Below are 24,137 nucleotides of genomic sequence, written 5' to 3' on the forward strand. Positions count from 1 at the left end.
GTTGTTCCGTGTCAGTGGTGGCGCATTATAGGGAGTTATTCCGGCCTGACAAGAGGAAATTTAAAATAATTTTCCGACCGCGCATTTTTTCAGCAAAAGCCCCGTTAATGTGCCATAAAACAAGCAATTTGCCGTTTTTGCAACCGTAATCACACTTCCTGGTGGCATACTAAAGAGGAATAAAAAGAAAAAGGAAGATTAGTAATGCCTTTAAGCGCACAACAGTTAGCTGCACAGAAAAACCTTTCGTATGTTCTGGCTGAGAAGCTGGCGCAACGGATCTTAAAAGGTGAATATGAACCCGGCACCATTTTGCCTGGTGAGATTGAGCTGGGCGAGCAATTTGGAGTGAGTCGTACAGCGGTACGCGAAGCGGTTAAAACGTTAACGGCAAAAGGGATGGTTTTACCGCGACCACGAATTGGTACCCGGGTCATGCCACAATCAAACTGGAATTTTCTTGATCAGGAATTGCTTACCTGGTGGATGACAGAAGAGAACTTTCATCAGGTCATCGATCACTTTCTGGTTATGCGTATCTGTCTGGAGCCGCAAGCTTGCCTACTGGCTGCAACGGTTGGCACCGCGGAACAGAAGGCGCATCTCAATACGTTAATGGCCGAAATGGTGGCATTAAAAGAGAACTTTCGCCGTGAACGCTGGATTGAGGTCGATATGGCCTGGCATGAGCATATCTATGAAATGAGCGCCAATCCGTTTTTGACCTCATTCGCCTCGCTCTTCCATTCGGTTTATCACACTTACTTCACGTCAATTACCAGCGACACAGTGATAAAGCTGGATCTGCACCAGGCGATTGTTGATGCGATTATCCAAAGCGATGGCGACGCGGCATTTAAAGCTTGTCAGGCGCTGCTACGCTCACCTGATAAGTGACACCCCGATAACAGGACATTGAATGAGCGATAAAAAGAAGCGCAGTATGGCGGGTTTGCCGTGGATCGCGGCGATGGCCTTCTTCATGCAGGCACTTGATGCCACTATTCTGAATACCGCCTTACCCGCAATCGCTCATAGCCTTAATCGTTCTCCTCTCGCGATGCAATCAGCCATCATCAGTTACACGCTGACGGTGGCGATGCTTATTCCGGTAAGCGGATGGCTAGCCGATCGCTTCGGTACGCGTCGCATATTTACCCTTGCCGTGAGTCTGTTCACATTGGGTTCTCTGGCCTGCGCACTTTCTAACTCGCTACCACAGCTGGTTGTCTTCCGGGTTATTCAGGGGATAGGTGGCGCAATGATGATGCCTGTTGCTCGGCTGGCCTTACTGCGTGCTTATCCTCGTAATGAGCTTCTTCCTGTATTGAATTTTGTCGCCATGCCGGGTCTGGTGGGGCCAATTTTAGGCCCCGTACTTGGCGGCGTGCTGGTCACCTGGGCAACCTGGCACTGGATATTTTTAATCAATATCCCCATAGGTATTGCCGGCCTTCTTTACGCGCGCAAACATATGCCCAATTTCACCACCGCACGACGCAGATTCGATATCACTGGCTTTTTGCTGTTTGGCCTCAGCCTTGTTCTCTTCTCAAGCGGAATAGAGCTATTCGGTGAAAAGATTGTCGCCAGTTGGATTGCCTTGACGGTAATTGTCACCAGCATCGGGTTACTGCTTCTCTATATTCTCCATGCACGACGCACGCTAAATCCATTAATTTCATTAGATTTATTTAAAACCCGCACTTTCTCGATCGGTATCGTAGGCAATATTGCAACCCGTCTGGGGACCGGCTGTGTACCGTTCCTTATGCCATTGATGTTACAGGTAGGATTTGGTTATCAGGCGTTTATTGCCGGCTGTATGATGGCACCGACAGCGTTAGGTTCCATTATTGCAAAATCGATGGTTACCCAAGTCTTACGTCGTCTGGGCTATCGCCATACGTTAGTGGGGATCACGGTAATTATTGGGCTAATGATCGCTCAGTTCTCTTTGCAATCACCAGCAATGGCGATATGGATGCTGATCTTGCCGTTGTTTATATTAGGGATGGCTATGTCGACGCAATTTACCGCGATGAATACCATCACACTTGCCGATCTGACCGATGACAACGCCAGCAGCGGTAACAGTGTTCTGGCGGTCACGCAGCAACTGTCTATCAGTTTAGGCGTTGCTGTAAGTGCGGCCGTCCTTCGCGTTTATGAAGGGATGGAAGGCACAACGACTGTCGAACAATTCCACTATACGTTTATCACAATGGGCATTATTACTGTTGCTTCAGCAGCAATGTTCATGCTTCTGAAAACAACCGATGGTAATAATTTGATCAAAAGACAGCGTAAATCTAAGCCGAACCGCGTTCCATCAGAATCGGAGTAAGTTGTAATCGTTGTTGCTGAAGGGTCGGTTGGGTTATCCGATGGATGAGTACATCAATCGCCAGCTCCCCCAGTTCATCTTTCGGTTGATGGATAGTGGTTAATGGTGGCGTCATAAAGCTTGCCAGTTCGATATCGTCATAGCCAATCACCGCGATATCCTGCGGAACCTGTAACTCTGCCTGATATAGCGCCAGGTAAACGCCAACAGCCATAGCGTCATTTCCGGTAAAGACGGCCTGAGGACGCAGCGGATGTGATAACAGTTGGCGCATAGCGTCAAACCCGCCGTTAAATTCAAAATCACCAGTGACTTCATAGCCATCAGGAATGTTGAGACCCGCACGTTTCATCGCCGCCCGATAACCTTCCAACCGCAGGCGCGCCGGAGTTTTATCCAGCGGGCCGGTAATACAGGCGATACGGGTATGACCTTTATCGATCAGATATTGCGTTGCTAAGTCTCCGCCCAGCAACGAGTTATCCTGAATAAGATCGCTGTCGCCATCGAACGGTGCCCAGTCCATCATCACGGTAGGCACTGTCGGATAACGTTGCATGATTTCACGCGAAGGCTGATGCGTTTCGGTGCACAGTAACAGCAAACCATCAACGCGCTTTTGCATCAGCGTTTCCAGATTACGATTCATCCGCTGCTCATCGCCTTCGGTATTGCAAAGAACAAGACTATAGCCGCGCTCGAAGCAGCTGCGTTCAACGCCACGCACCAGTTCAGAATAAAAAGGATTGGTACTGGCAGTAATCAACATGCCAATGGTTCGAGTCTGATTGAGCTTGAGGCTACGCGCCAGAGCTGATGGCGCGTAATTGAGTTCTTTAATTGCCGCTTCAACTTTGGCAGTAATCGCTTCACTGACGAAGCGATCTTTATTGATGACGTGAGAAACTGTTGAGGTAGAAACGCCCGCCAGGCGGGCAACATCTTTCATTGTAGCCAAGCGTCACCTCTGCCTGTCTAAAAATGCGTCGATCTCTTCACGCCACGGTACGGAAGGTTGTGCGCCTTTACGTGTTACGGCAATCGCTGCGGCGGCGTGAGCAAAACGAATCGCCTCCGGCAACGGTTTTTCTTCCAGCAACGCCGTGATTAACGCGCCGTTAAAAGTATCTCCGGCAGCAATGGTATCGACAGCCTGCACCCGGAATCCAGGAACGCGCTGACCTTCACCATTCACGCTAGCCCATACACCACGACTTCCTAAAGTAATCAGTACAGTACGGATACCTTTTTCATGCAGTACCTGCGCCGCTTTCGCTGCATCTTCATCATTTTCAACACGAATACCGGTGAGCTTTTCTGCTTCCGTTTCATTTGGCGTAATAATGTCCACCAGAGCCAGCAGTTCGTCAGGAAGTTCACGAGCCGGAGCTGGGTTAAGCGCAACGATAGTCTTATTTTGATGGGCGATTTTCGCCGCTGCCATCACACTTTCGAGTGGTGATTCCAGCTGCATTAATAATGCCGATGCGTTAGCAATACGCTCACGTTGCGCCTCCACCAGCGCAGGGGAAAGGGCTGCGTTAGCGCCGGCATGAATACCAATGACATTCTCACCTTCGCCATTAACAAAAATTAGCGCCACACCTGTTGATTCGCCTTTGATCACGCTCACCGGAGAAATATCGATGTTATCAGTGGCGAGCTGCTGGCGAACGCTTTCACCAATGCTGTCATCACCCGTACAGGCAATAAACGCGATATTCGCACCGCTACGCCCAGCAGCCACTGCCTGATTCGCGCCTTTGCCGCCAAATGCAACCTGATAGTGGTTACCGGTTACGGTTTCGCCTGGAGTAGGAAAAGATTGAAGATTAAGAATGTGGTCAGCATTAATGCTGCCAAGAACAACGAGGCTGCCTGCGTTTTGCATATTCGGGATGTCCATAAAATGCGCCACCGTGTTAGGGTGGCGCGTGCCCTGCTTTTCTTTATTTTACACGTTCATCTGTCGATGACGTATTTATGTCACCATCAGGTCATACAACCTGATTAAAACTACTGCTTAACAACCAGTTTCAGATCAACCGGATACTTAGCCTGAACTTTCTCGCCTTTCAGCACTTTATCGGCGGTTTCGACGCCTTTCGCGCCAATCTGATCGGGTAGCTGAGCGATAGTCGCTGCTAGTTTGCCATCATTCACCGCTTTTTCGCCATCCGGTGTACCGTCAAATCCGACGACCATCACATCCGATTTACCGGCAGTTTGCAGTGCGCGCAGCGCGCCCAGCGCCATTTCATCATTCTGCGCGAACACAGCCTGAACATCCGGATGAGCGGTCAACAGGTTCTGCATTACGTTCAAACCTTTGGTGCGGTCAAAGTCCGCTGGCTGGCTGGCAAGAACATTAAACTTGTGAGCAGCAACGGCCTGCTGGAAACCTTCGCCACGCTCACGAGCTGCGGAGGTACCGGCAATGCCTTGCAGCTCGATAACTTTGGCACCTTCACCCGCTTTCTTCGCGATATAATCACCCGCGATTTTGCCGCCCAGTACGTTATCAGAAGCAATGTGGCTCACTACTTCACCTTTCGTGGCCTGGCGGTCAAGAGTGATAACCGGGATGTTCGCCTGGTTAGCCATCTTCACAGCATTACCCACTGCGTCGGAGTCGGTCGGGTTAATTAGCAGAATTTTGGTGCCGCGAACGGTTAAGTCCTGCACGTTCGCCAGCTCTTTCGCCGGATTGTTCTGGGAGTCCAGCACCACCAGGTTATAGCCGAGTTTATCCGCCTCTTTCTGCGCGCCATCTTTCAGCGATACAAAGAACGGGTTGTTAAGCGTGGAAACCACCAGCGCGATGGTGTCTTTTGCCATCGCATTCGCACTGACGGTGGCGCTTAGCGCAACAGCGGAAACCAGGGTAGCCAGTTTTTTCATGTTCATATTCAAGATGTCCTGTAGTCGTTATTACTGTTTTTTGTTGTCTACCAGCACCGCCAGCAAAATCACCACCGCTTTGACGATCATCTGGTAATAGGAGGAAACACCTAACAAATTCAATCCATTATTAAGGAAGCCAAGAATTAATGCGCCGATCAACGTCCCAACAATGCGACCTTTTCCGCCCGCCAGACTCGTACCGCCCAGAACCACCGCAGCAATAGCATCCAGCTCATAGCCAGTTCCCGCAGTGGGTTGTGCGGAGGAGAGACGCGCCACTTCAATGATCCCGGCCAGCGATGCCAGCAGACCACAAAGAGAATAGACGATGATTTTGATTTTATTGACGTTGATACCAGAAAGACGCGTAGCCGCTTCGTTGCCGCCCAGCGCGTAGATGTAACGCCCCAAACGTGTGTGATGCAGCATGTACCAGGCCGCGAGGAAGACAATTCCCATGATCCAGACTGGCGTAGGTACGCCCAGCGGACGACCAATACCAAACCAGCCAAACAGATCGGCGTTCTCAGTAAAGCCGGTATTCACTGGGCTACCGTTGGTATAAACCATGGTCACGCCGCGCAGTAAAAGCATCATAACCAGCGTAGCGATAAACGCCTGGACACGACCTTTCGCTACAATCACCCCGGTTACCGCACCAATAGCGGCACCTAACGCGAGAGCGGCAGCGACAGCCACCAGCGCATTGACTTCAATGCCGACGATAGATGCAGCTACTGCGCCAGTCAGCGCCAACAGAGAACCTACTGACAAGTCGATGCCCGACGTCAGGATCACCAGCGTCATCCCGACCGCCATAATGGCGTTCACCGAGGTTTGCTGGAGAATATTGAATAAGTTATTGATGGTGAAAAAGTTCGGGCTTAACGTCGAGACAATCGCGATCAGCACAAGCAGAGCGATAAGCGATTTCTGCTCCATCAGCCACGCTTTCGTGAAATAACGGCGACCAGAGACAGTCTGGGTTGTCATTTTTTTACTCCTGATTCACGCGATTAAGCTTGCCCACAGCGGCAGCCATTAACACTTCCTGGGTGGCCTGCTCACGAGTAAATTCCCCGCTGAGATGCCCTTCATGCATGACGATGATGCGATCGCTCATGCCTAATACTTCTGGCATCTCCGATGACACCAGAATGATGCTCAAGCCATCGGCTTTGAACTGGTTAATCAGTTGATAGATCTCTTTTTTCGCACCAACATCTACGCCACGGGTAGGTTCATCAAGAATCAACACTTTGGGGCGTGTCATCAGTCCACGGGCAATCGCCACTTTTTGCTGATTGCCACCGGAGAGCAAACCAATTGCCTGTTCCATCGACGGCGTTTTCACATTAAACAGACGAATAAAATCACTCACTGCCTGCTGTTCATCGGCATGCTTCAAACTGCCGCCAGTACGGCTAAAGTAACGCAGCGCAGTCAGCGACATATTCTCTTTGACTGACATACCCAGCACTAAACCGTCACGTTTACGGTCTTCAGAGATATACACAATGCCGTTTGCCAGGCCATCCTGCGGTGAACGGGTAACGACTTCATGCCCATCCAGGGTGACGTAACCGCTGGTGCGCGGCAGTGCGCCGTAGAGCACTTTCATCAGTTCGGTACGACCTGCGCCCATCAAACCAGAGACGCCAAGAATTTCGCCTTTGCGTAAAGTAAAAGAGACATCGTTAACGCCAGGTCCGCAGAGATTATCGACTTTCAGGCGGATATCTCCCGGCGCTTTGTCCAGGTGCGGATATTGATCTTCCAGCTTGCGGCCCACCATCATCTCAATCAGCGAATCTTCGGTCAGTGATGCCACTTCGCGCTCAGCAATAAATTGCCCATCACGAAAAACGGTAACGTCATCGCAAATCTCGAAGATTTCTTTCATGCGGTGGGAGATATAGACAATACCGCGGCCTTGCGATTTCAGCTCGCGGATGACGCGGAACAGGGATTCGGTTTCGGTATCGGTCAGCGCATCGGTCGGTTCATCCATAATGATGACTTTCGACTCAAAGCTCAGCACTTTGGCAATTTCAACCATTTGCTGGTCACCGATGGAAAGATCGCCCACCAGCTTGTCACTTTTAAAACGCAGGTTAAGTTTAGCCAGCAATTTATCCGCTTCGGCATACATGGTTTTCCAGTCAATTTTGCCAAAGCGATTAACAAACTCACGACCGAGGAAAATGTTTTCGGCAATGGTTAACTGCGGGATCAGGTTCAGTTCCTGATGGATGATTCCAATGCCGGCTTCCTGGGATGATTTCGGTCCGGTAAACGTCGTTTCTTTCCCCAGCCATAAAAGCGTACCGGCATCGCGAGTATAGATACCAGTAAGCACTTTCATCATGGTGGATTTACCCGCGCCGTTTTCGCCCACCAGCGCCATCACGCGGCCAGGATAGACATTTAACGCTGCGCCCGAGAGGGCTTTTACGCCCGGGAAGGCTTTATCGATGCCTTTAAGCTGAAGTAATGCTTCCATGACGGCCTCAGAACGTCACGCCAGCACAGAGAATGATATTCGCATACGGAGAACATTCTCCGCTGCGAATTACCGCCTGACTTTCTGCGGTTAGTTGTTTGAATTGTTCATGCGTGGTGTAACGAATTTCAATGGTATTTCCCTGGTGTTGTTGCAGCTGCTCAAGGTGAGTGAGCAACGTTTCGTGGAGTTGCGGATTATGTTGTTTGATCTCTTCCGCGATAATGGCAGCCTCGACCTGCATTTCATTTGTGACGACGCCCAGCACCTGCATAAAAGAAGGTACACCCTGGGTTAATGCCATATCGATACGCGTTGTACTTTTGGGGATGGGTAAACCAGCATCACACACCACCAACGTATCGGTATGTCCCAGACGGGAGATCACCGAAGAAATATCAGAATTAAGAACGGTGCCTTTTTTCATTTTTTTCTCCATCAGCGAAACGTTTCGCTGACCCGCAGTTTAATCCTGACTGAGTTGGGAAAACCATCGTGACGTTACGGAAATGTGATCAACATCGAAACGTTTTACATGGTGATTAACCATGAAAACAAAAACGCCCCCTTATGGAGAAAGGAGGCGTCTGGCGTTAAATTTCGACCTGAGTACCCAGTTCGATAACCCTGTTTGGCGGGATTTCAAATTGATCCGGTGCGCGCAGCGCATTACGTTGCAACAGCAAATACAGCTTGCCGCGCAAACGCAAATACCACGGACGTTTGCCGAGGATCAGTGATTCATGCGACATAAAGAAGGAGGTTTCCATCATCCGGCAACTTAACCCTTCCAGACCACAGCGGTGGAAAACTTCTTCCACGTTTGGCGTTTCCCGCCATCCATAACTTGCCACCACGCGCCAGAAAGTGGGCGACAGTTGTTCAATCTGTACCCGACGGACGTTATGGACATATGGCGCGTCTTCAGTGCGCAGAGTTAACAGAATCACCCGCTCATGCAACACCTTGTTATGTTTCAGGTTATGCATCAGTGCAAAGGGAATGACGTTGATTGCACGCGACATATACACCGCGGTCCCTGGCACGCGAACGGGCGGTGATTTCTCCAGCGAAGCAATCATCGCTTCCAGAGAGTTGCCATGTTCATGCATCCGCCGCAGCAAGCGGAAACGCTCGCTCTTCCAGGTGGTCATCACGATAAACATCACCGTACCGAGGCTCAATGGCAACCAGCCGCCGGAGAGCAGTTTATCGAGGTTAGCGGTGAACAATGGAATATCAACACAAAGGAAAGCAATCAGGATCAGCGCAACAAAATACTTATTCCAGTGCCAGTTCTGACGTGCCACGGTAGTCGAGAGAATAGATGTCAGTACCATGGTTCCGGTCACCGCAATCCCGTACGCCGCCGCCAGGTTGCTGGAGTGCTCAAAGCTGACGATCACAATCACGACCGCGACATAGAGCATCCAGTTCACAAACGGAATATAGATTTGCCCAGACTCCATTTCGGAGGTGTGAATAATGCGCATCGGCGACAAATATCCCAGACGTACGGCCTGACGCGTCAATGAGAAGACGCCAGAGATAACTGCCTGCGAGGCAATTACCGTCGCCAGTGCGGCGATGATCAGCAGCGGGATCAGCGCCCAGTCCGGTGCCAACAGGAAGAACGGGTTCTTAATCGCTTCCGGGTTCTTTAACAACAGAGCGCCCTGGCCAAAGTAATTAAGAGTTAATGAAGGCAATACGACGGTGAACCACGCCAGGCGAATCGGGAACTTACCAAAGTGCCCCATATCAGCATACAGCGCCTCGACCCCCGTAATCGACAGCACCACTGCCCCTAATGCAATAAAAGAAACCGTTTTGTATTCAAGGAAGAAATGCACCGCCCACATCGGATTCAGCGCATGCAGCACTTCCGGGTTAGCAATAATGCTACGTAACCCCAGTACTGCCAGAATCAAAAACCAGGTCAGCATGATCGGCGCAAACAGCTTACCGACCATAGCCGTGCCATGTTTTTGAATCATAAACAGTAAAGTCAGAACGATGATTGAGAGAGGAACTATCCAGGTATCCAGCTGCGGGGCGACGATTTCCAGACCTTCAATGGCAGACATCACCGAAATAGCGGGTGTTATGACGACTTCACCATAGAAAAAGCTGCCGCCGATTAGCCCCATAATCACCAGCATTGATGTGGTTCGCGCCGACGTATTACGCCCGGCAAGCGACATCAACGTCAGGATCCCCCCCTCACCGGCGTTATCTGCCCGCATCACGAAGGTGAGATATTTAATGGAAACCACAAAGATTAGCAGCCAGAAGATCAGCGATAAAAAGCCAAACACGGCATCGCGTTCAACGCCAAAACCAAACTGGCCGGACAAACATTCACGAAGTGTATATAACGGGCTGGTACCAATATCGCCGTAGACAACTCCAATCGCCGCGAGGGTAATCGCGGGCAACGATTGCTTATTATCAGTGCTCATAGACTAGTCTTTCGTTGAAATATGAAATGTGTGCTTAGTCCCTTGGCCCACAAAAAAGCGCACAGTATGCACGATTAACGGCAAAATCGTACTCCTAAATGCGGCCACATTAACCTGGCTCAAAGAAAAATAACCCCCCTTTGAGACTATTTTAGCCACCAGCAAGAAACGTCTATACTCGCAATTTACGCAGAACTTTTGACGAAAGGACGCCACTTCATTATGGCTCACCCTCATTTATTAGCGGAAAGAATTTCCCGCCTGAGCAGTTCGTTGGAAAAGGGGCTTTATGAACGTAGCCACGCCATCCGCTTGTGTTTATTAGCGGCATTAAGTGGTGAAAGTGTGTTCCTCCTTGGCCCGCCAGGCATTGCCAAAAGTTTGATCGCTCGGCGCTTAAAATTCGCCTTTCAGAATGCCCGCGCGTTTGAATATCTGATGACCCGCTTCTCCACGCCGGAAGAAGTTTTTGGTCCCCTTTCTATTCAGGCGCTAAAAGATGAAGGGCGCTATGAACGTTTAACCAGCGGTTACCTGCCGGAAGCAGAAATCGTCTTTCTGGATGAGATCTGGAAAGCGGGCCCGGCAATACTTAATACCCTGCTCACTGCCATTAACGAACGCCAGTTTCGCAACGGTGCACACGTAGAAAAAATCCCGATGCGTCTGCTGGTAGCGGCCTCCAACGAGCTGCCGGAAGCAGACAGCAGTCTGGAAGCGTTATATGACCGCATGCTGATTCGTCTGTGGTTAGATAAAGTGCAGGATAAAGCGAATTTCCGCTCCATGCTGACCAGTCAACAGGATGAAAATGACAATCCGGTTCCTGCCTCCTTGCAGGTCACTGATGAAGAATATGAACGCTGGCAGAAAGAGATTGGTGAAATTACGCTGCCCGATCATGTATTTGAGCTGATTTTTATGCTGCGCCAGCAACTGGATAAATTACCGGATGCGCCTTATGTCTCGGATCGTCGCTGGAAAAAAGCGATCCGCTTATTGCAGGCCAGCGCCTTTTTTAGCGGTCGCAGTGCTGTTGCCCCGGTAGATCTCATTTTGCTGAAAGATTGCCTGTGGTATGACGCGCAAAGCCTGAATTTGATACAACAACAAATTGATGTATTGATGACCGGTCATGCCTGGCAACAGCAAGGGATGTTGACCCGCCTGGGCGCGATTGTGCAACGTCACCTGCAACTACAGCAGCAACAAAGCGATAAAACAGCCTTAACGGTAATTCGTCTGGGCGGCATTTTCAGCCGTCGTCAGCAGTATCAACTCCCTGTTAACGTTACTGCTTCCACTCTGACTCTGCTGCTGCAAAAACCGTTAAAACTGCATGATATGGAAGTGGTTCATATCTCCTTTGAGCGTAGCGCGCTGGAACAGTGGCTGAGCAGAGGTGGTGAAATTCGCGGCAAACTGAACGGTATCGGCTTTGCCCAGAAACTGAATCTGGAAGTTGATAGCGCCCAACATCTTGTCGTACGCGATGTAAGTTTACAAGGCAGTACGCTGGCACTTCCCGGTTCATCGGCTGAAGGTCTGCCAGGTGAAATAAAACAACAACTGGAAGAGCTTGAAAGCGACTGGCGCAAGCAACACGCTTTATTCAGCGAACAGCAAAAATGTCTGTTTATCCCTGGCGACTGGTTAGGTCGCATTGAAGCCAGCCTACAGGATGTCGGCACCCAGATTCGCCAGGCACAACAATGCTAACGCTGGATACGCTTAATGTGATGCTGGCCGTCAGCGAAGAGGGATTGATCGAAGAGATGATCATCGCGCTGCTGGCCTCACCGCAGCTGGCAGTCTTCTTTGAAAAATTCCCACGACTGAAGGCGGCAATCACTGATGATGTTCCCCGCTGGCGTGAGGCGCTGCGCAGTCGGCTGAAAGATGCCCGAGTCCCGCCGGAACTCACCGAAGAGGTGATGTGCTATCAGGAAAGCCAGCTCCTCTCCACGCCGCAGTTTATTGTGCAGCTACCACAGATCCTGGACTTACTGCATCGTCTGAATTCCCCATGGGCAGAACAAGCCCGACAGTTGGTTGATGCTAACAGCACGATCACTTCAGCGTTACACACACTTTTTCTCCAGCGTTGGCGTTTAAGTCTGATCGTGCAAGCAACGACGTTAAATCAACAGCTATTAGAAGAAGAACGCGAACAACTGTTGAGTGAAGTTCAGGAACGCATGACGCTGAGCGGGCAACTTGAACCGATTCTCGCAGATAACAATACCGCAGCTGGTCGTCTGTGGGATATGAGCGCCGGTCAGCTTAAACGTGGCGACTATCAGTTGATTGTGAAATACGGTGAATTTCTTAACGAACAGCCGGAACTGAAACGCCTGGCAGAACAGTTGGGGCGTTCCCGGGAAGCCAAATCAATACCGCGCAACGATGCGCAGATGGAAACCTTCCGCACCATGGTGCGCGAACCGGCGACAGTTCCTGAGCAGGTTGATGGTCTGCAACAAAGCGACGATATTTTACGTCTCCTGCCGCCAGAACTGGCGACACTGGGGATCACGGAACTGGAATATGAGTTTTACCGTCGGCTGGTGGAAAAACAGTTGCTCACCTATCGCCTGCACGGTGAGTCGTGGCGTGAAAAAGTGATCGAACGCCCGGTGGTGCATAAAGATTACGACGAACAGCCGCGCGGACCGTTTATTGTCTGCGTGGATACTTCCGGCTCAATGGGCGGCTTTAATGAACAGTGTGCGAAAGCGTTCTGCCTGGCCTTGATGCGCATTGCTCTCGCTGAAAACCGGCGCTGCTATATTATGCTATTTTCCACCGAGATCGTCCGTTATGAGCTTTCAGGCCCACAAGGTATTGAGCAAGCGATCCGCTTTTTAAGCCAGCAGTTTCGTGGTGGTACCGATCTTGCCAGTTGTTTTCGCGCCATTATGGAACGCTTGCAAAGTCGGGAGTGGTTTGACGCCGATGCGGTGGTGATTTCTGATTTTATCGCCCAGCGGTTGCCTGACGACGTGACGAGCAAAGTGAAAGAGTTGCAGCAGGTACATCAGCATCGCTTTCATGCCGTGGCGATGTCGGCACATGGCAAACCCGGCATCATGCGCATTTTCGATCATATCTGGCGCTTTGATACCGGGATGCGAAGCCGCCTGCTCAGACGCTGGCGGCGATAAATTATTACAGCAGAGAAGGGACGCTCTCGCGAACAGCTGCCGGCCATACACCACACTGAACCTGGCCGATATGTGGCAGTTGCAGCAGCAGCATGGTCAAACGAGACTGCCCGATACCGCCGCCGATGGTCTGCGGCATTTCACCGCGCAGCAGCGCCTGATGCCACTCCAGCTGCAGACGATCTTCATCACCGGTCAGCGCCAGCTGATGTTTCAACGTATCGGCATCCACGCGGATCCCCATGGAAGAAAGCTCAAACGCATCTTCCAGTACCGGGTTCCATACCAGAATATCGCCGTTCAGACCCGCATGGCCCAGCTCTGACGGGGTGCTCCAGTCATCATAATCCGGTGCGCGCACGTCGTGACGATGACCATCACTCAACTTACCGCCAATCCCGACGAGGAATACCGCGCCAAGATCTTTCGCAATCGCCCGCTCACGTCCTTTGGCATCGAGATCCGGATAACGAGACAGTAACTCCTGGCTGTGTACGAAGTGGATCTGATCCGGCAGGAACGGTGCCAGGCCAAACTCTTCGCTAACTGCAGCTTCGGTTGCTTTAATTCCCGCCCAGATCGCCTCTACCGTGCTTTTCAGAGTCGAGAATTGACGCTCGCCGTCGCCCATTACGCGTTCCCAGTCCCACTGGTCAACATAGACCGAGTGCAACGGGGAAAGACGGTCTTCATCGGGGCGAAGGGCTTTCATGTGCGTGTACAGCCCTTCGCCCGCGCTGAAGTCGTGTTGCCCTAAGGTCTGACGTTTCCACTTCGCCAGTGAATGAACCACTTCGAACTGGGCATCAGGCAGAGCTTTCACTTTTACCTGCACCGCTTTTTCACAGCCCGACAAGTTATCCTGCGTGCCATCCCCCACACGGCTAAGAATCGGTGCCTGGACTTCGATCAGCCCCAGACGTTCTTCCAGTTGACGAGAAAAGTGAGATTTCACGAAGCTAATTTGACGTTGTTTGGCAATGTAAGCGGTTTTCATTTTTTATACTCCTGCGTCCTGTTGCTTATGATTAAGCAACAAAAACCGACACACATGCAATAATCATTCAATAAAAAGACTCACATACTTTTGATTCATTAAAAAAGAAGGCTAAAATAGAATGAATCATCAATCCGCATAAGAAAATCCTATGGAAAATTATCTGATCGACAATCTGGACCGTGGCATCCTGGAAGCATTAATGGGCAATGCGCGCACCGCTTACGCCGAACTGGCGAAACAATTTGGCGTCAGTCCGGGGACGATTCACGTTCGTGTAGAGAAAATGAAGCAGGCGGGGATCATTACCGGGGCGCGTATTGATGTCAGCCCGAAGCAGCTCGGTTATGACGTAGGCTGCTTTATCGGAATTATATTAAAGAGCGCCAAAGACTATCCTTCCGCGCTGGCAAAGCTGGAAAGCCTCGATGAAGTCACTGAAGCCTATTACACAACTGGCCACTACAGCATCTTTATCAAAGTGATGTGCCGTTCGATCGATGCTCTCCAGCATGTACTTATCAACAAGATCCAAACAATTGATGAAATTCAGTCCACCGAGACACTGATCGTCCTGCAAAACCCGATCATGCGTACCATTAAGCCATGATCAGCTTTTTTAATCCCATACTTTTCCACAGGTAGATCCCAACGCGTTCACAGCGTACAATACGCCACTCTTAATAAAGGTGGCGGTTTATGGCAGATATCACTCTTATCAGCGGCAGCACCCTCGGCGGTGCCGAATATGTGGCAGAACACTTGGCTGAAAAGCTGGAAGAGGCGGGTTTTACCACCGAAACGCTGCACGGTCCGCTGTTGGAAGATTTATCTGCCTCGGGGATCTGGCTGGTTATCAGCTCAACCCACGGTGCCGGAGATATTCCGGACAACCTTTCTCCTTTCTATGAAGCATTGCAGGAACAGAAGCCCGATCTTTCTGCGGTCCGCTTTGGCGCTATCGGTATTGGCAGTCGTGAATATGACACCTTTTGTGGGGCTATCGATAAACTCGAGGCAGAACTCAAAAATTCCGGTGCAAAACAGACAGGCGAAACACTGAAGATCAACATCCTTGATCACGACATTCCGGAAGATCCGGCAGAAGAATGGCTGGGCTCGTGGATTAATTTACTCAAATAAGTATACAGATCGTGCGATCTGTTGTGGATAACTCTGTCAGGAAGCTTGGATCAACCGGTAGTTATCCAAAGAACAACGGTTGTTCAGTTTTTGAGTTGTGTATAACCCCTCATTCTGATCCCAGCTTATACGGTCCAGGATCACCGATCATTCACAGTTAATGATCCTTTCCAGGTTGTTGATCTTAAACGCCGGATCCTTGTTATCCACAGGGAAGTGCGATCCTAATAAGAGATCACAATAGAACAGATCTCTAAATAAATAGATCTTCTTTTTAATACCCAGGATCCCAGGTCTTTCTCAAGCCGACAAAGTTGAGTAGAATCCACGGCCCGGGCTTCAATCCATTTTCATACCGCGTTATGCGAGGCAATCACCATGTTTTATCCGGATCCTTTTGACGTCATCATCATTGGCGGGGGTCATGCAGGCACCGAGGCCGCGATGGCCGCGGCGCGTATGGGTCAACAGACTCTGCTTTTGACACACAATATCGACACTCTGGGGCAGATGAGCTGCAACCCGGCGATCGGCGGTATTGGGAAGGGACATCTGGTAAAAGAAGTGGATGCACTCGGCGGCCTGATGGCGAAAGCGATCGATCAAGCAGGCATCCAGTTTAGGATACTAAACGCCAGCAAAGGTCCGGCTGTTCGTGCTACCCGTGCTCAGGCGGATCGCGTACTCTATCGCCAGGCGGTACGTACGGCGCTGGAGAACCAACCGAACCTGATGATCTTCCAGCAGGCGGTTGAAGATCTTATTGTCGAAAACGATCGCGTGGTCGGTGCTGTTACCCAAATGGGACTGAAGTTCCGTGCCAAAGCCGTCGTGCTCACCGTTGGGACGTTCCTCGACGGTAAAATTCATATCGGTCTGGATAACTACAGCGGTGGCCGTGCTGGTGATCCGCCGTCCATTCCGCTCTCTCGCCGTTTGCGTGAACTGCCGCTGCGCGTTGGTCGTCTGAAAACCGGGACACCGCCGCGTATTGATGCGCGTACTATCGACTTCAGCGTGCTGGCGCAACAGCATGGCGATAACCCAATGCCGGTATTCTCGTTTATGGGCAATGCGTCCCAGCATCCCCAGCAGGTGCCGTGTTATATCACTCATACCAACGAGAAAACCCATGATGTGATCCGCAGTAACCTCGATCGTAGCCCAATGTACGCAGGGGTGATCGAAGGTGTCGGCCCACGCTACTGCCCGTCGATCGAAGACAAAGTCATGCGCTTCGCCGACAGAAATCAGCATCAGATCTTCCTTGAACCGGAAGGGCTGACCTCTAACGAAATTTATCCGAACGGTATCTCCACCAGCCTGCCGTTCGATGTGCAGATGCAAATCGTCCGCTCCATGCAGGGGATGGAAAACGCGAAGATCGTGCGTCCGGGTTATGCCATTGAGTATGACTTCTTCGATCCTCGCGACCTGAAACCGACGCTGGAGAGCAAGTTTATCCAGGGGCTGTTCTTTGCTGGTCAGATTAACGGCACTACCGGTTACGAAGAAGCCGCTGCGCAAGGTTTGCTGGCTGGTCTTAACGCTGCTCGCCTGTCTGCTGACAAAGAAGGTTGGGCTCCGGCACGTTCTCAGGCGTATCTCGGTGTACTGGTTGATGACCTGTGCACTTTAGGAACCAAAGAACCGTACCGTATGTTTACCTCGCGTGCAGAATATCGCCTGATGCTACGCGAAGATAATGCGGATCTGCGTTTGACTGAAATCGGTCGTGAACTGGGCCTGGTGGATGACGAACGTTGGGCGCGCTTTAACGAGAAGCTTGAGAATATCGAGCGTGAGCGTCAGCGTCTGAAATCGACATGGGTAACCCCGTCGGCGGAAGCTGCAGCCGAAGTGAATGCTCACCTGACTGCGCCGCTTTCCCGTGAAGCCAGTGGTGAAGATCTGCTGCGTCGTCCGGAAATGACTTATGAAAAATTAACCATGCTGACGCCTTTTGCCCCTGCGTTGACAGACGAACAGGCGGCGGAACAGGTTGAGATTCAGGTTAAATACGAAGGTTATATTGCGCGCCAGCAAGATGAGATCGAAAAGCAGCAGCGTAACGAGAATACCTTGCTGCCAGCGACGCTGGATTACCGCCAGGTATCCGGTCTTTCTAACGAAGTGATCGCCAAACTTAACGATCACAAACCGGCTTCTATCGGTCAGGCTTCGCGTATTTCTGGCGTCACGCCTGCTGCCATCTCCATTCTACTGGTGTGGCTAAAAAAACAGGGTATGCTGCGTCGTAGCGCATAACGCATTAAAAATGCCTGGTAAGCACCCGCTTACCGGGCTACGCATCAAGAACAGGTAATCACCGTGCTCAACAAACTCTCCTCTCTGCTGAAAGACGCAGGAATTTCGCTTACCGATCACCAGAAAAACCAGCTAATTGCCTACGTGAATATGCTGCATAAATGGAATAAAGCGTACAACCTGACTTCGGTCCGCGATCCTAATGAGATGCTGGTACGCCATATTCTCGATAGCATTGTGGTGGCACCGTATCTGCAAGGTGATCGGTTTATCGATGTCGGCACCGGACCAGGACTGCCTGGCATTCCACTCTCTATCGTGCGTCCTGAAGCCCATTTCACGTTGTTGGATAGCCTTGGTAAACGCGTGCGTTTCCTTCGTCAGGTGCAACATGAGCTTAAACTGGAGAATATTGAGCCAGTACAGAGCAGGGTAGAAGAGTTTCCTTCTGAGCCGCCATTTGATGGCGTAATTAGCCGCGCCTTTGCCTCTCTGAACGATATGGTGAGCTGGTGCCACCATCTTCCTGGTGAGCAAGGTCGTTTCTACGCGCTGAAAGGCCAAATACCGGAAGATGAAATCGCTTTGTTGCCCGAAGAATATCAGGTCGAATCAGTGGTTAAACTTCACGTTCCGGCCCTGGATGGCGAACGTCATCTGGTGGTGATTAAAGCAAATAAAATTTAATTTTTATCAAAAAAAACATAAAAAAATGACCGGTTAGACTGTTAACAACAACCAGGTTTTCTACTGATATAACTGGTTACATTTAACGCCACGTTCACTCTTTTGCATCAACGACCTAACGTGGCTTTTTTGGGTAAGCAGAAAATAAGTCAGCAGTGAAAATATCAGGCTGCTAAAAATCGGCGCTAAGAACCATAATCATCTGTTAAAATATTATTAAAAATGTCAATGGGTGGTTTTTGTTGTGTAAGTGTCACTTATTAAAAGAGTGTCTGTTTTTGGACTTAAATATCATAAACTTGCAATGGCATCATTTGCCAAGTAAATAAATATGCTGTGCGCGAACATGCTCAATATGTGATCTGAAGCACGCTTTATCGCCAGTGTTTACGCGTTATTTACAGTTTTTCATGATCGAACAGCGTTAGCAGAAAAGTCGCAATTGTATGCACTGGAAAAATATTTAAACATTTATTCACCTTTTGGCTACTTATTGTTTGAAATCACGGGGGCGCACCGTATAATTTGACCGCTTTTTGATGCTTGACTCTAAGCCTTAAAGAAAGTTTTATACGACACGCGGCATACCTCGAAGGGAGCAGGAGTGAAAAACGTGATGTCTGTGTCGCTCGTGAGTCGAAACGTTGCTCGGAAGCTTCTGCTCGTTCAGTTACTGGTGGTGATAGCAAGTGGATTGCTGTTCAGCCTCAAAGACCCCTTCTGGGGCGTCTCTGCATTAAGTGGAGGCCTGGCAGTCTTTCTGCCTAACGTTTTGTTTATGATATTTGCCTGGCGTCACCAGGCACATACACCAGCGAAAGGCCGGGTGGCCTGGACATTCGCATTTGGCGAAGCTTTTAAAGTTCTGGCGATGTTGGTGTTACTGGTGGTGGCGTTGGCGGTTTTAAAGGCGGTATTCTTGCCGCTGATCGTTACGTGGGTTTTGGTGCTGGTGGTTCAGATACTGGCACCGGCTGTAATTAACAACAAAGGGTAAAAGGCATCATGGCTTCAGAAAATATGACGCCGCAGGATTACATAGGACACCACCTGAATAACCTTCAGCTGGACCTGCGTACATTCTCGCTGGTGGATCCGCATAACCCCCCAGCCACCTTCTGGACAATCAATATTGACTCCATGTTCTTCTCGGTGGTGCTGGGTCTGTTGTTCCTGGTTTTATTCCGTAGTGTAGCCAAAAAGGCGACCAGCGGCGTGCCAGGTAAGTTTCAGACCGCGATTGAGCTGGTGATCGGCTTTGTTAATGGTAGCGTGAAAGACATGTACCATGGCAAGAGCAAGCTGATTGCTCCGCTGGCCCTGACGATTTTCGTCTGGGTATTCCTGATGAACTTGATGGACTTACTGCCTATCGACCTGCTGCCGTACATCGCTGAACATGTACTGGGTCTGCCGGCACTGCGTGTGGTTCCGTCTGCGGACGTGAACGTAACGCTGTCTATGGCACTGGGCGTATTTATCCTGATTCTGTTCTACAGCATCAAAATGAAAGGCATCGGCGGCTTCACGAAAGAGTTGACGCTGCAGCCGTTCAATCACTGGGCGTTCATTCCTGTCAACTTAATCCTTGAAGGGGTAAGCCTGCTGTCCAAACCAGTTTCACTCGGTTTGCGACTGTTCGGTAACATGTATGCCGGTGAGCTGATTTTCATTCTGATTGCTGGTCTGTTGCCGTGGTGGTCACAGTGGATCCTGAATGTGCCGTGGGCCATTTTCCACATCCTGATCATTACGCTGCAAGCCTTCATCTTCATGGTTCTGACGATCGTCTATCTGTCGATGGCGTCTGAAGAACATTAATTTACCAACACTACTACGTTTTAACTGAAACAAACTGGAGACTGTCATGGAAAACCTGAATATGGATCTGCTGTACATGGCTGCCGCTGTGATGATGGGTCTGGCGGCAATCGGTGCTGCGATCGGTATCGGCATCCTCGGGGGTAAATTCCTGGAAGGCGCAGCGCGTCAACCTGATCTGATTCCTCTGCTGCGTACTCAGTTCTTTATCGTTATGGGTCTGGTGGATGCTATCCCGATGATCGCTGTAGGTCTGGGTCTGTACGTGATGTTCGCTGTCGCGTAGTAAGCGTTGCTTTTATTTAAAGAGCAATATCAGAACGTTAACTAAATAGAGGCATTGTGCTGTGAATCTTAACGCAACAATCCTCGGCCAGGCCATCGCGTTTGTCCTGTTCGTTCTGTTCTGCATGAAGTACGTATGGCCGCCATTAATGGCAGCCATCGAAAAACGTCAAAAAGAAATTGCTGACGGCCTTGCTTCCGCAGAACGAGCACATAAGGACCTTGACCTTGCAAAGGCCAGCGCGACCGACCAGCTGAAAAAAGCGAAAGCGGAAGCCCAGGTAATCATCGAGCAGGCGAACAAACGCCGCTCGCAGATTCTGGACGAAGCTAAAGCTGAAGCAGAGCAGGAACGTACTAAAATCGTGGCCCAGGCGCAGGCGGAAATTGAAGCCGAGCGTAAACGTGCCCGTGAAGAGCTGCGTAAGCAAGTTGCTATCCTGGCTGTTGCTGGCGCCGAGAAGATCATCGAACGTTCCGTGGATGAAGCTGCTAACAGCGACATCGTGGATAAACTTGTCGCTGAACTGTAAGGAGGGAGGGGCTGATGTCTGAATTTATTACGGTAGCTCGCCCCTACGCCAAAGCAGCTTTTGACTTTGCCGTCGAACACCAAAGTGTAGAACGCTGGCAGGACATGCTGGCGTTTGCCGCCGAGGTAACCAAAAACGAACAAATGGCAGAGCTTCTCTCTGGCGCGCTTGCGCCAGAAACGCTCGCCGAGTCGTTTATCGCAGTTTGTGGTGAGCAACTGGACGAAAACGGTCAGAACCTGATTCGGGTTATGGCTGAAAATGGTCGTCTTAACGCGCTCCCGGATGTTCTGGAGCAGTTTATTCACCTGCGTGCTGTGAGTGAGGCTACCGCTGAGGTAGACGTCATTTCCGCTGCCGCGTTGAGTGAACAACAGCTCGCGAAAATTTCTGCTGCGATGGAAAAACGTCTGTCACGCAAAGTTAAGCTGAATTGCAAAATCGATAAGTCTGTAATGGCAGGCGTTATCATCCGAGCGGGTGATATGGTCATTGATGGCAGCGTACGCGGTCGTCTTGAGCGCCTTGCAGACGTCTTGCAGTCTTAAGGGGACTGGAGCATGCAACTGAATTCCACCGAAATCAGCGAACTGATCAAGCAGCGCATTGCTCAGTTCAATGTTGTGAGTGAAGCTCACAACGAAGGTACTATTGTTTCTGTAAGTGACGGTGTTATCCGCATCCACGGCCTGGCCGATTGTATGCAGGGTGAAATGATCTCCCTGCCGGGTAACCGTTACGCTATCGCACTGAACCTCGAGCGTGACTCTGTAGGTGCGGTTGTTATGGGGCCGTACGCTGACCTTGCCGAAGGCATGAAAGTTAAGTGTACTGGCCGTATCCTGGAAGTTCCGGTTGGCCGTGGCCTGCTGGGCCGTGTGGTTAACACTCTGGGTGCACCAATCGACGGTAAAGGTCCGCTGGATCACGACGGCTTCTCTGCTGTAGAAGCTATCGCCCCGGGCGTTATCGAACGTCAGTCCGTAGATCAGCCGGTACAGACCGGTTATAAAGCCGTTGACTCCATGATCCCAATCGGTCGTGGTCAGCGTGAATTGATCATCGGTGACCGTCAGACCGGTAAAACCGCACTGGCAATCGATGCCATCATTAACCAGCGCGATTCCGGTATCAAATGTATCTATGTCGCTATCGGCCAGAAAGCGTCCACTATTTCTAACGTGGTACGTAAACTGGAAGAGCACGGCGCACTGGCTAACACCATCGTTGTGGTAGCAACCGCGTCTGAATCCGCTGCACTGCAATACCTGGCGCCGTATGCCGGTTGCGCAATGGGCGAATACTTCCGCGACCGCGGTGAAGATGCGCTGATCATTTACGATGACCTGTCTAAACAGGCTGTTGCTTACCGTCAGATCTCCCTGCTGCTCCGTCGTCCGCCAGGACGTGAAGCATTCCCGGGCGACGTATTCTACCTCCACTCTCGTCTGCTGGAGCGTGCTGCGCGTGTTAACGCCGAATACGTTGAAGCCTTCACCAAAGGTGAAGTGAAAGGGAAAACCGGTTCTCTGACCGCGCTGCCGATTATCGAAACTCAGGCGGGTGACGTTTCTGCGTTCGTTCCGACTAACGTAATCTCCATTACCGATGGTCAGATCTTCCTGGAAACCAACCTGTTCAACGCCGGTATTCGTCCTGCGGTTAACCCGGGTATTTCCGTATCCCGTGTTGGTGGTGCAGCACAGACCAAGATCATGAAAAAACTGTCCGGTGGTATCCGTACCGCTCTGGCACAGTATCGTGAACTGGCAGCGTTCTCTCAGTTTGCATCCGACCTTGACGATGCAACACGTAAGCAGCTTGACCACGGTCAGAAAGTGACCGAACTGCTGAAACAGAAACAGTATGCGCCGATGTCCGTTGCGCAGCAGTCTCTGGTTCTGTTCGCAGCAGAACGTGGTTACCTGGCGGATGTTGAACTGTCGAAAATCGGCAGCTTCGAAGCCGCTCTGCTGGCTTACGTCGACCGTGATCACGCTCCGTTGATGCAAGAGATCAACCAGACCGGTGGCTACAACGACGAAATCGAAGGCAAGCTGAAAGGCATCCTCGATTCCTTCAAAGCAACCCAATCCTGGTAACGTCTGGCGGCTTGCCTTAGGGCAGGCCGCAAGGCATTGAGGAGAAGCTCATGGCCGGCGCAAAAGAGATACGTAGTAAGATCGCAAGCGTCCAGAACACGCAAAAGATCACTAAAGCGATGGAGATGGTCGCCGCTTCCAAAATGCGTAAATCGCAGGATCGCATGGCGGCCAGCCGTCCTTATGCAGAAACCATGCGCAAAGTGATTGGTCACCTTGCACACGGTAATCTGGAATATAAGCACCCATACCTGGAAGACCGCGACGTTAAACGCGTGGGCTACCTGGTGGTGTCGACCGACCGTGGTTTGTGCGGTGGTTTGAACATTAACCTGTTCAAAAAACTGCTGGCGGAAATGAAGACCTGGACCGACAAAGGCGTTCAATGCGACCTCGCAATGATCGGCTCAAAAGGCGTGTCGTTCTTCAACTCCGTGGGCGGCAATGTTGTTGCCCAGGTCACCGGCATGGGGGATAACCCTTCCCTGTCCGAACTGATCGGTCCGGTAAAAGTGATGTTGCAGGCCTACGATGAAGGCCGTCTGGACAAGCTTTACATTGTCAGCAACAAATTTATTAACACCATGTCTCAGGTTCCGACCATCAGCCAGCTGTTGCCGTTACCGGCATCAGATGATGATGATCTGAAACATAAATCCTGGGATTACCTGTACGAACCCGATCCGAAGGCGTTGCTGGATACCCTGCTGCGTCGTTATGTCGAATCTCAGGTTTATCAGGGCGTGGTTGAAAACCTGGCCAGCGAGCAGGCCGCCCGTATGGTGGCGATGAAAGCCGCGACCGACAATGGCGGCAGCCTGATTAAAGAGCTGCAGTTGGTATACAACAAAGCTCGTCAGGCCAGCATTACTCAGGAACTCACCGAGATCGTCTCGGGGGCCGCCGCGGTTTAAACAGGTT

At 50.8% G+C, this 24,137-nt stretch carries 23 protein-coding genes; 15 read left to right on the forward strand and 8 right to left on the reverse strand.

What is annotated here, in order from left to right; translation table 11 throughout:
* Positions 1–204: 204 nt before the first annotated feature.
* Entirely contained in the window at positions 205–897 is a 693-nt protein-coding gene (locus BEB54_RS22775) for a FadR/GntR family transcriptional regulator (RefSeq protein ID WP_001131177.1), read from the forward strand.
* Positions 898–919: 22 nt separating this feature from the next.
* Positions 920–2,347: a multidrug transporter subunit MdtD gene (gene mdtD / locus BEB54_RS22780; protein WP_001280843.1), complete on the forward strand. Its 1,428-nt coding sequence runs from the start codon at positions 920–922 to the stop codon at positions 2,345–2,347.
* Here mdtD and rbsR read toward each other — a convergent pair.
* From rbsR to kup, 7 genes are all read right to left on the reverse strand, one after another.
* Complete coding sequence (gene rbsR, locus BEB54_RS22785; protein WP_105277588.1) at positions 2,313–3,305, reverse strand: ribose operon transcriptional repressor RbsR; 993 nt, start codon at positions 3,303–3,305, stop codon at positions 2,313–2,315. The genes mdtD and rbsR overlap by 35 nt on opposite strands.
* A 3-nt stretch (positions 3,306–3,308) precedes the next feature.
* A complete protein-coding gene (gene rbsK / locus BEB54_RS22790) occupies positions 3,309–4,238 on the reverse strand; it encodes a ribokinase (RefSeq protein WP_001361088.1) in 930 nt (309 codons plus the stop codon).
* Between the two features lie 125 nt (positions 4,239–4,363).
* On the reverse strand, positions 4,364–5,254 hold the full coding sequence (gene rbsB / locus BEB54_RS22795; protein ID WP_001056273.1) for a ribose ABC transporter substrate-binding protein RbsB: 891 nt from the start codon (positions 5,252–5,254) through the stop codon (positions 4,364–4,366).
* Positions 5,255–5,278: 24 nt separating this feature from the next.
* On the reverse strand, positions 5,279–6,244 hold the full coding sequence (gene rbsC / locus BEB54_RS22800) for a ribose ABC transporter permease (protein WP_000211858.1): 966 nt from the start codon (positions 6,242–6,244) through the stop codon (positions 5,279–5,281).
* Positions 6,245–6,248: 4 nt separating this feature from the next.
* Positions 6,249–7,754, reverse strand: a complete 1,506-nt coding sequence (gene rbsA, locus BEB54_RS22805) for a ribose ABC transporter ATP-binding protein RbsA (protein WP_000387771.1) — start codon at positions 7,752–7,754, stop codon at positions 6,249–6,251.
* 7 nt (positions 7,755–7,761) lie between these two features.
* The gene (gene rbsD / locus BEB54_RS22810; protein WP_046081400.1) at positions 7,762–8,181 is read right to left on the reverse strand and encodes a D-ribose pyranase; all 420 of its coding nucleotides are present in this window, start codon (positions 8,179–8,181) and stop codon (positions 7,762–7,764) included.
* Between the two features lie 166 nt (positions 8,182–8,347).
* Entirely contained in the window at positions 8,348–10,216 is a 1,869-nt protein-coding gene (gene kup / locus BEB54_RS22815) for a low affinity potassium transporter Kup (protein ID WP_000102332.1), read from the reverse strand.
* 222 nt (positions 10,217–10,438) lie between these two features.
* On the opposite strand from kup, the gene ravA reads away from it, so the two are divergent.
* Positions 10,439–11,935 (forward strand): ATPase RavA, encoded by a 1,497-nt coding sequence (gene ravA, locus BEB54_RS22820; protein WP_001353548.1) that lies wholly within the window; start codon positions 10,439–10,441, stop codon positions 11,933–11,935.
* Complete coding sequence (gene viaA, locus BEB54_RS22825) at positions 11,929–13,380, forward strand: ATPase RavA stimulator ViaA (protein WP_105277590.1); 1,452 nt, start codon at positions 11,929–11,931, stop codon at positions 13,378–13,380. Before ravA ends, viaA begins: the two co-directional genes overlap by 7 nt.
* A gap of 4 nt (positions 13,381–13,384) precedes the next feature.
* Here the strand turns inward: viaA and asnA are convergent, their stop codons facing one another.
* Entirely contained in the window at positions 13,385–14,377 is a 993-nt protein-coding gene (gene asnA / locus BEB54_RS22830) for an aspartate--ammonia ligase (RefSeq protein ID WP_000845107.1), read from the reverse strand.
* Positions 14,378–14,528: 151 nt separating this feature from the next.
* Between asnA and asnC the strand changes: the two genes are divergently transcribed.
* From asnC to atpG, 11 genes are all read left to right on the forward strand, one after another.
* Complete coding sequence (asnC, locus tag BEB54_RS22835) at positions 14,529–14,987, forward strand: transcriptional regulator AsnC (RefSeq protein ID WP_000432970.1); 459 nt, start codon at positions 14,529–14,531, stop codon at positions 14,985–14,987.
* Positions 14,988–15,076: 89 nt separating this feature from the next.
* Entirely contained in the window at positions 15,077–15,520 is a 444-nt protein-coding gene (mioC, locus tag BEB54_RS22840; protein WP_000763742.1) for an FMN-binding protein MioC, read from the forward strand.
* A 378-nt stretch (positions 15,521–15,898) separates the two neighbouring features.
* Positions 15,899–17,788, forward strand: coding sequence for a tRNA uridine-5-carboxymethylaminomethyl(34) synthesis enzyme MnmG (mnmG, locus tag BEB54_RS22845; protein WP_000499784.1), 1,890 nt, complete (start codon positions 15,899–15,901; stop codon positions 17,786–17,788).
* 63 nt (positions 17,789–17,851) lie between these two features.
* A complete protein-coding gene (gene rsmG / locus BEB54_RS22850) occupies positions 17,852–18,475 on the forward strand; it encodes a 16S rRNA (guanine(527)-N(7))-methyltransferase RsmG (RefSeq protein WP_000932851.1) in 624 nt (207 codons plus the stop codon).
* 616 nt (positions 18,476–19,091) lie between these two features.
* The gene (gene atpI, locus BEB54_RS22855) at positions 19,092–19,472 is read left to right on the forward strand and encodes a F0F1 ATP synthase subunit I (protein ID WP_000116699.1); all 381 of its coding nucleotides are present in this window, start codon (positions 19,092–19,094) and stop codon (positions 19,470–19,472) included.
* Between the two features lie 8 nt (positions 19,473–19,480).
* On the forward strand, positions 19,481–20,296 hold the full coding sequence (gene atpB / locus BEB54_RS22860; RefSeq protein ID WP_000135618.1) for a F0F1 ATP synthase subunit A: 816 nt from the start codon (positions 19,481–19,483) through the stop codon (positions 20,294–20,296).
* 46 nt (positions 20,297–20,342) lie between these two features.
* Positions 20,343–20,582 carry a F0F1 ATP synthase subunit C gene (gene atpE / locus BEB54_RS22865; RefSeq protein WP_000429386.1) on the forward strand — a complete coding sequence of 80 codons (240 nt, stop codon included), beginning with the start codon at positions 20,343–20,345 and terminating at the stop codon, positions 20,580–20,582.
* Positions 20,583–20,643: 61 nt separating this feature from the next.
* A complete protein-coding gene (gene atpF / locus BEB54_RS22870) occupies positions 20,644–21,114 on the forward strand; it encodes a F0F1 ATP synthase subunit B (RefSeq protein WP_001052219.1) in 471 nt (156 codons plus the stop codon).
* 14 nt (positions 21,115–21,128) lie between these two features.
* Positions 21,129–21,662 carry a F0F1 ATP synthase subunit delta gene (gene atpH / locus BEB54_RS22875; protein ID WP_001288587.1) on the forward strand — a complete coding sequence of 178 codons (534 nt, stop codon included), beginning with the start codon at positions 21,129–21,131 and terminating at the stop codon, positions 21,660–21,662.
* A gap of 12 nt (positions 21,663–21,674) precedes the next feature.
* The gene (gene atpA / locus BEB54_RS22880; protein ID WP_001176745.1) at positions 21,675–23,216 is read left to right on the forward strand and encodes a F0F1 ATP synthase subunit alpha; all 1,542 of its coding nucleotides are present in this window, start codon (positions 21,675–21,677) and stop codon (positions 23,214–23,216) included.
* Between the two features lie 50 nt (positions 23,217–23,266).
* Entirely contained in the window at positions 23,267–24,130 is an 864-nt protein-coding gene (gene atpG, locus BEB54_RS22885; protein ID WP_000896498.1) for a F0F1 ATP synthase subunit gamma, read from the forward strand.
* The last annotated feature ends 7 nt before the right edge of the window (positions 24,131–24,137 follow it).

It is taken from the genome of Escherichia sp. MOD1-EC6021 (assembly GCF_002965245.1).
In the GTDB taxonomy this organism is placed as follows: Bacteria; Pseudomonadota; Gammaproteobacteria; order Enterobacterales; family Enterobacteriaceae; genus Escherichia; species Escherichia coli_F.

Coding starts and splice junctions, on each gene's coding strand:
- BEB54_RS22775 (WP_001131177.1), top strand. CDS start 205: ATGCCTTTAAGCGCACAACAGTTAGCTGCACAGAAAAACCTTTCGTAT.
- mdtD (WP_001280843.1), top strand. CDS start 920: ATGAGCGATAAAAAGAAGCGCAGTATGGCGGGTTTGCCGTGGATCGCG.
- rbsK (WP_001361088.1), bottom strand. CDS start 4,238: ATGCAAAACGCAGGCAGCCTCGTTGTTCTTGGCAGCATTAATGCTGAC.
- rbsB (WP_001056273.1), bottom strand. CDS start 5,254: ATGAACATGAAAAAACTGGCTACCCTGGTTTCCGCTGTTGCGCTAAGC.
- rbsC (WP_000211858.1), bottom strand. CDS start 6,244: ATGACAACCCAGACTGTCTCTGGTCGCCGTTATTTCACGAAAGCGTGG.
- rbsA (WP_000387771.1), bottom strand. CDS start 7,754: ATGGAAGCATTACTTCAGCTTAAAGGCATCGATAAAGCCTTCCCGGGC.
- rbsD (WP_046081400.1), bottom strand. CDS start 8,181: ATGAAAAAAGGCACCGTTCTTAATTCTGATATTTCTTCGGTGATCTCC.
- kup (WP_000102332.1), bottom strand. CDS start 10,216: ATGAGCACTGATAATAAGCAATCGTTGCCCGCGATTACCCTCGCGGCG.
- ravA (WP_001353548.1), top strand. CDS start 10,439: ATGGCTCACCCTCATTTATTAGCGGAAAGAATTTCCCGCCTGAGCAGT.
- viaA (WP_105277590.1), top strand. CDS start 11,929: ATGCTAACGCTGGATACGCTTAATGTGATGCTGGCCGTCAGCGAAGAG.
- asnA (WP_000845107.1), bottom strand. CDS start 14,377: ATGAAAACCGCTTACATTGCCAAACAACGTCAAATTAGCTTCGTGAAA.
- asnC (WP_000432970.1), top strand. CDS start 14,529: ATGGAAAATTATCTGATCGACAATCTGGACCGTGGCATCCTGGAAGCA.
- mioC (WP_000763742.1), top strand. CDS start 15,077: ATGGCAGATATCACTCTTATCAGCGGCAGCACCCTCGGCGGTGCCGAA.
- mnmG (WP_000499784.1), top strand. CDS start 15,899: ATGTTTTATCCGGATCCTTTTGACGTCATCATCATTGGCGGGGGTCAT.
- atpI (WP_000116699.1), top strand. CDS start 19,092: ATGTCTGTGTCGCTCGTGAGTCGAAACGTTGCTCGGAAGCTTCTGCTC.
- atpB (WP_000135618.1), top strand. CDS start 19,481: ATGGCTTCAGAAAATATGACGCCGCAGGATTACATAGGACACCACCTG.
- atpE (WP_000429386.1), top strand. CDS start 20,343: ATGGAAAACCTGAATATGGATCTGCTGTACATGGCTGCCGCTGTGATG.
- atpH (WP_001288587.1), top strand. CDS start 21,129: ATGTCTGAATTTATTACGGTAGCTCGCCCCTACGCCAAAGCAGCTTTT.
- atpA (WP_001176745.1), top strand. CDS start 21,675: ATGCAACTGAATTCCACCGAAATCAGCGAACTGATCAAGCAGCGCATT.
- atpG (WP_000896498.1), top strand. CDS start 23,267: ATGGCCGGCGCAAAAGAGATACGTAGTAAGATCGCAAGCGTCCAGAAC.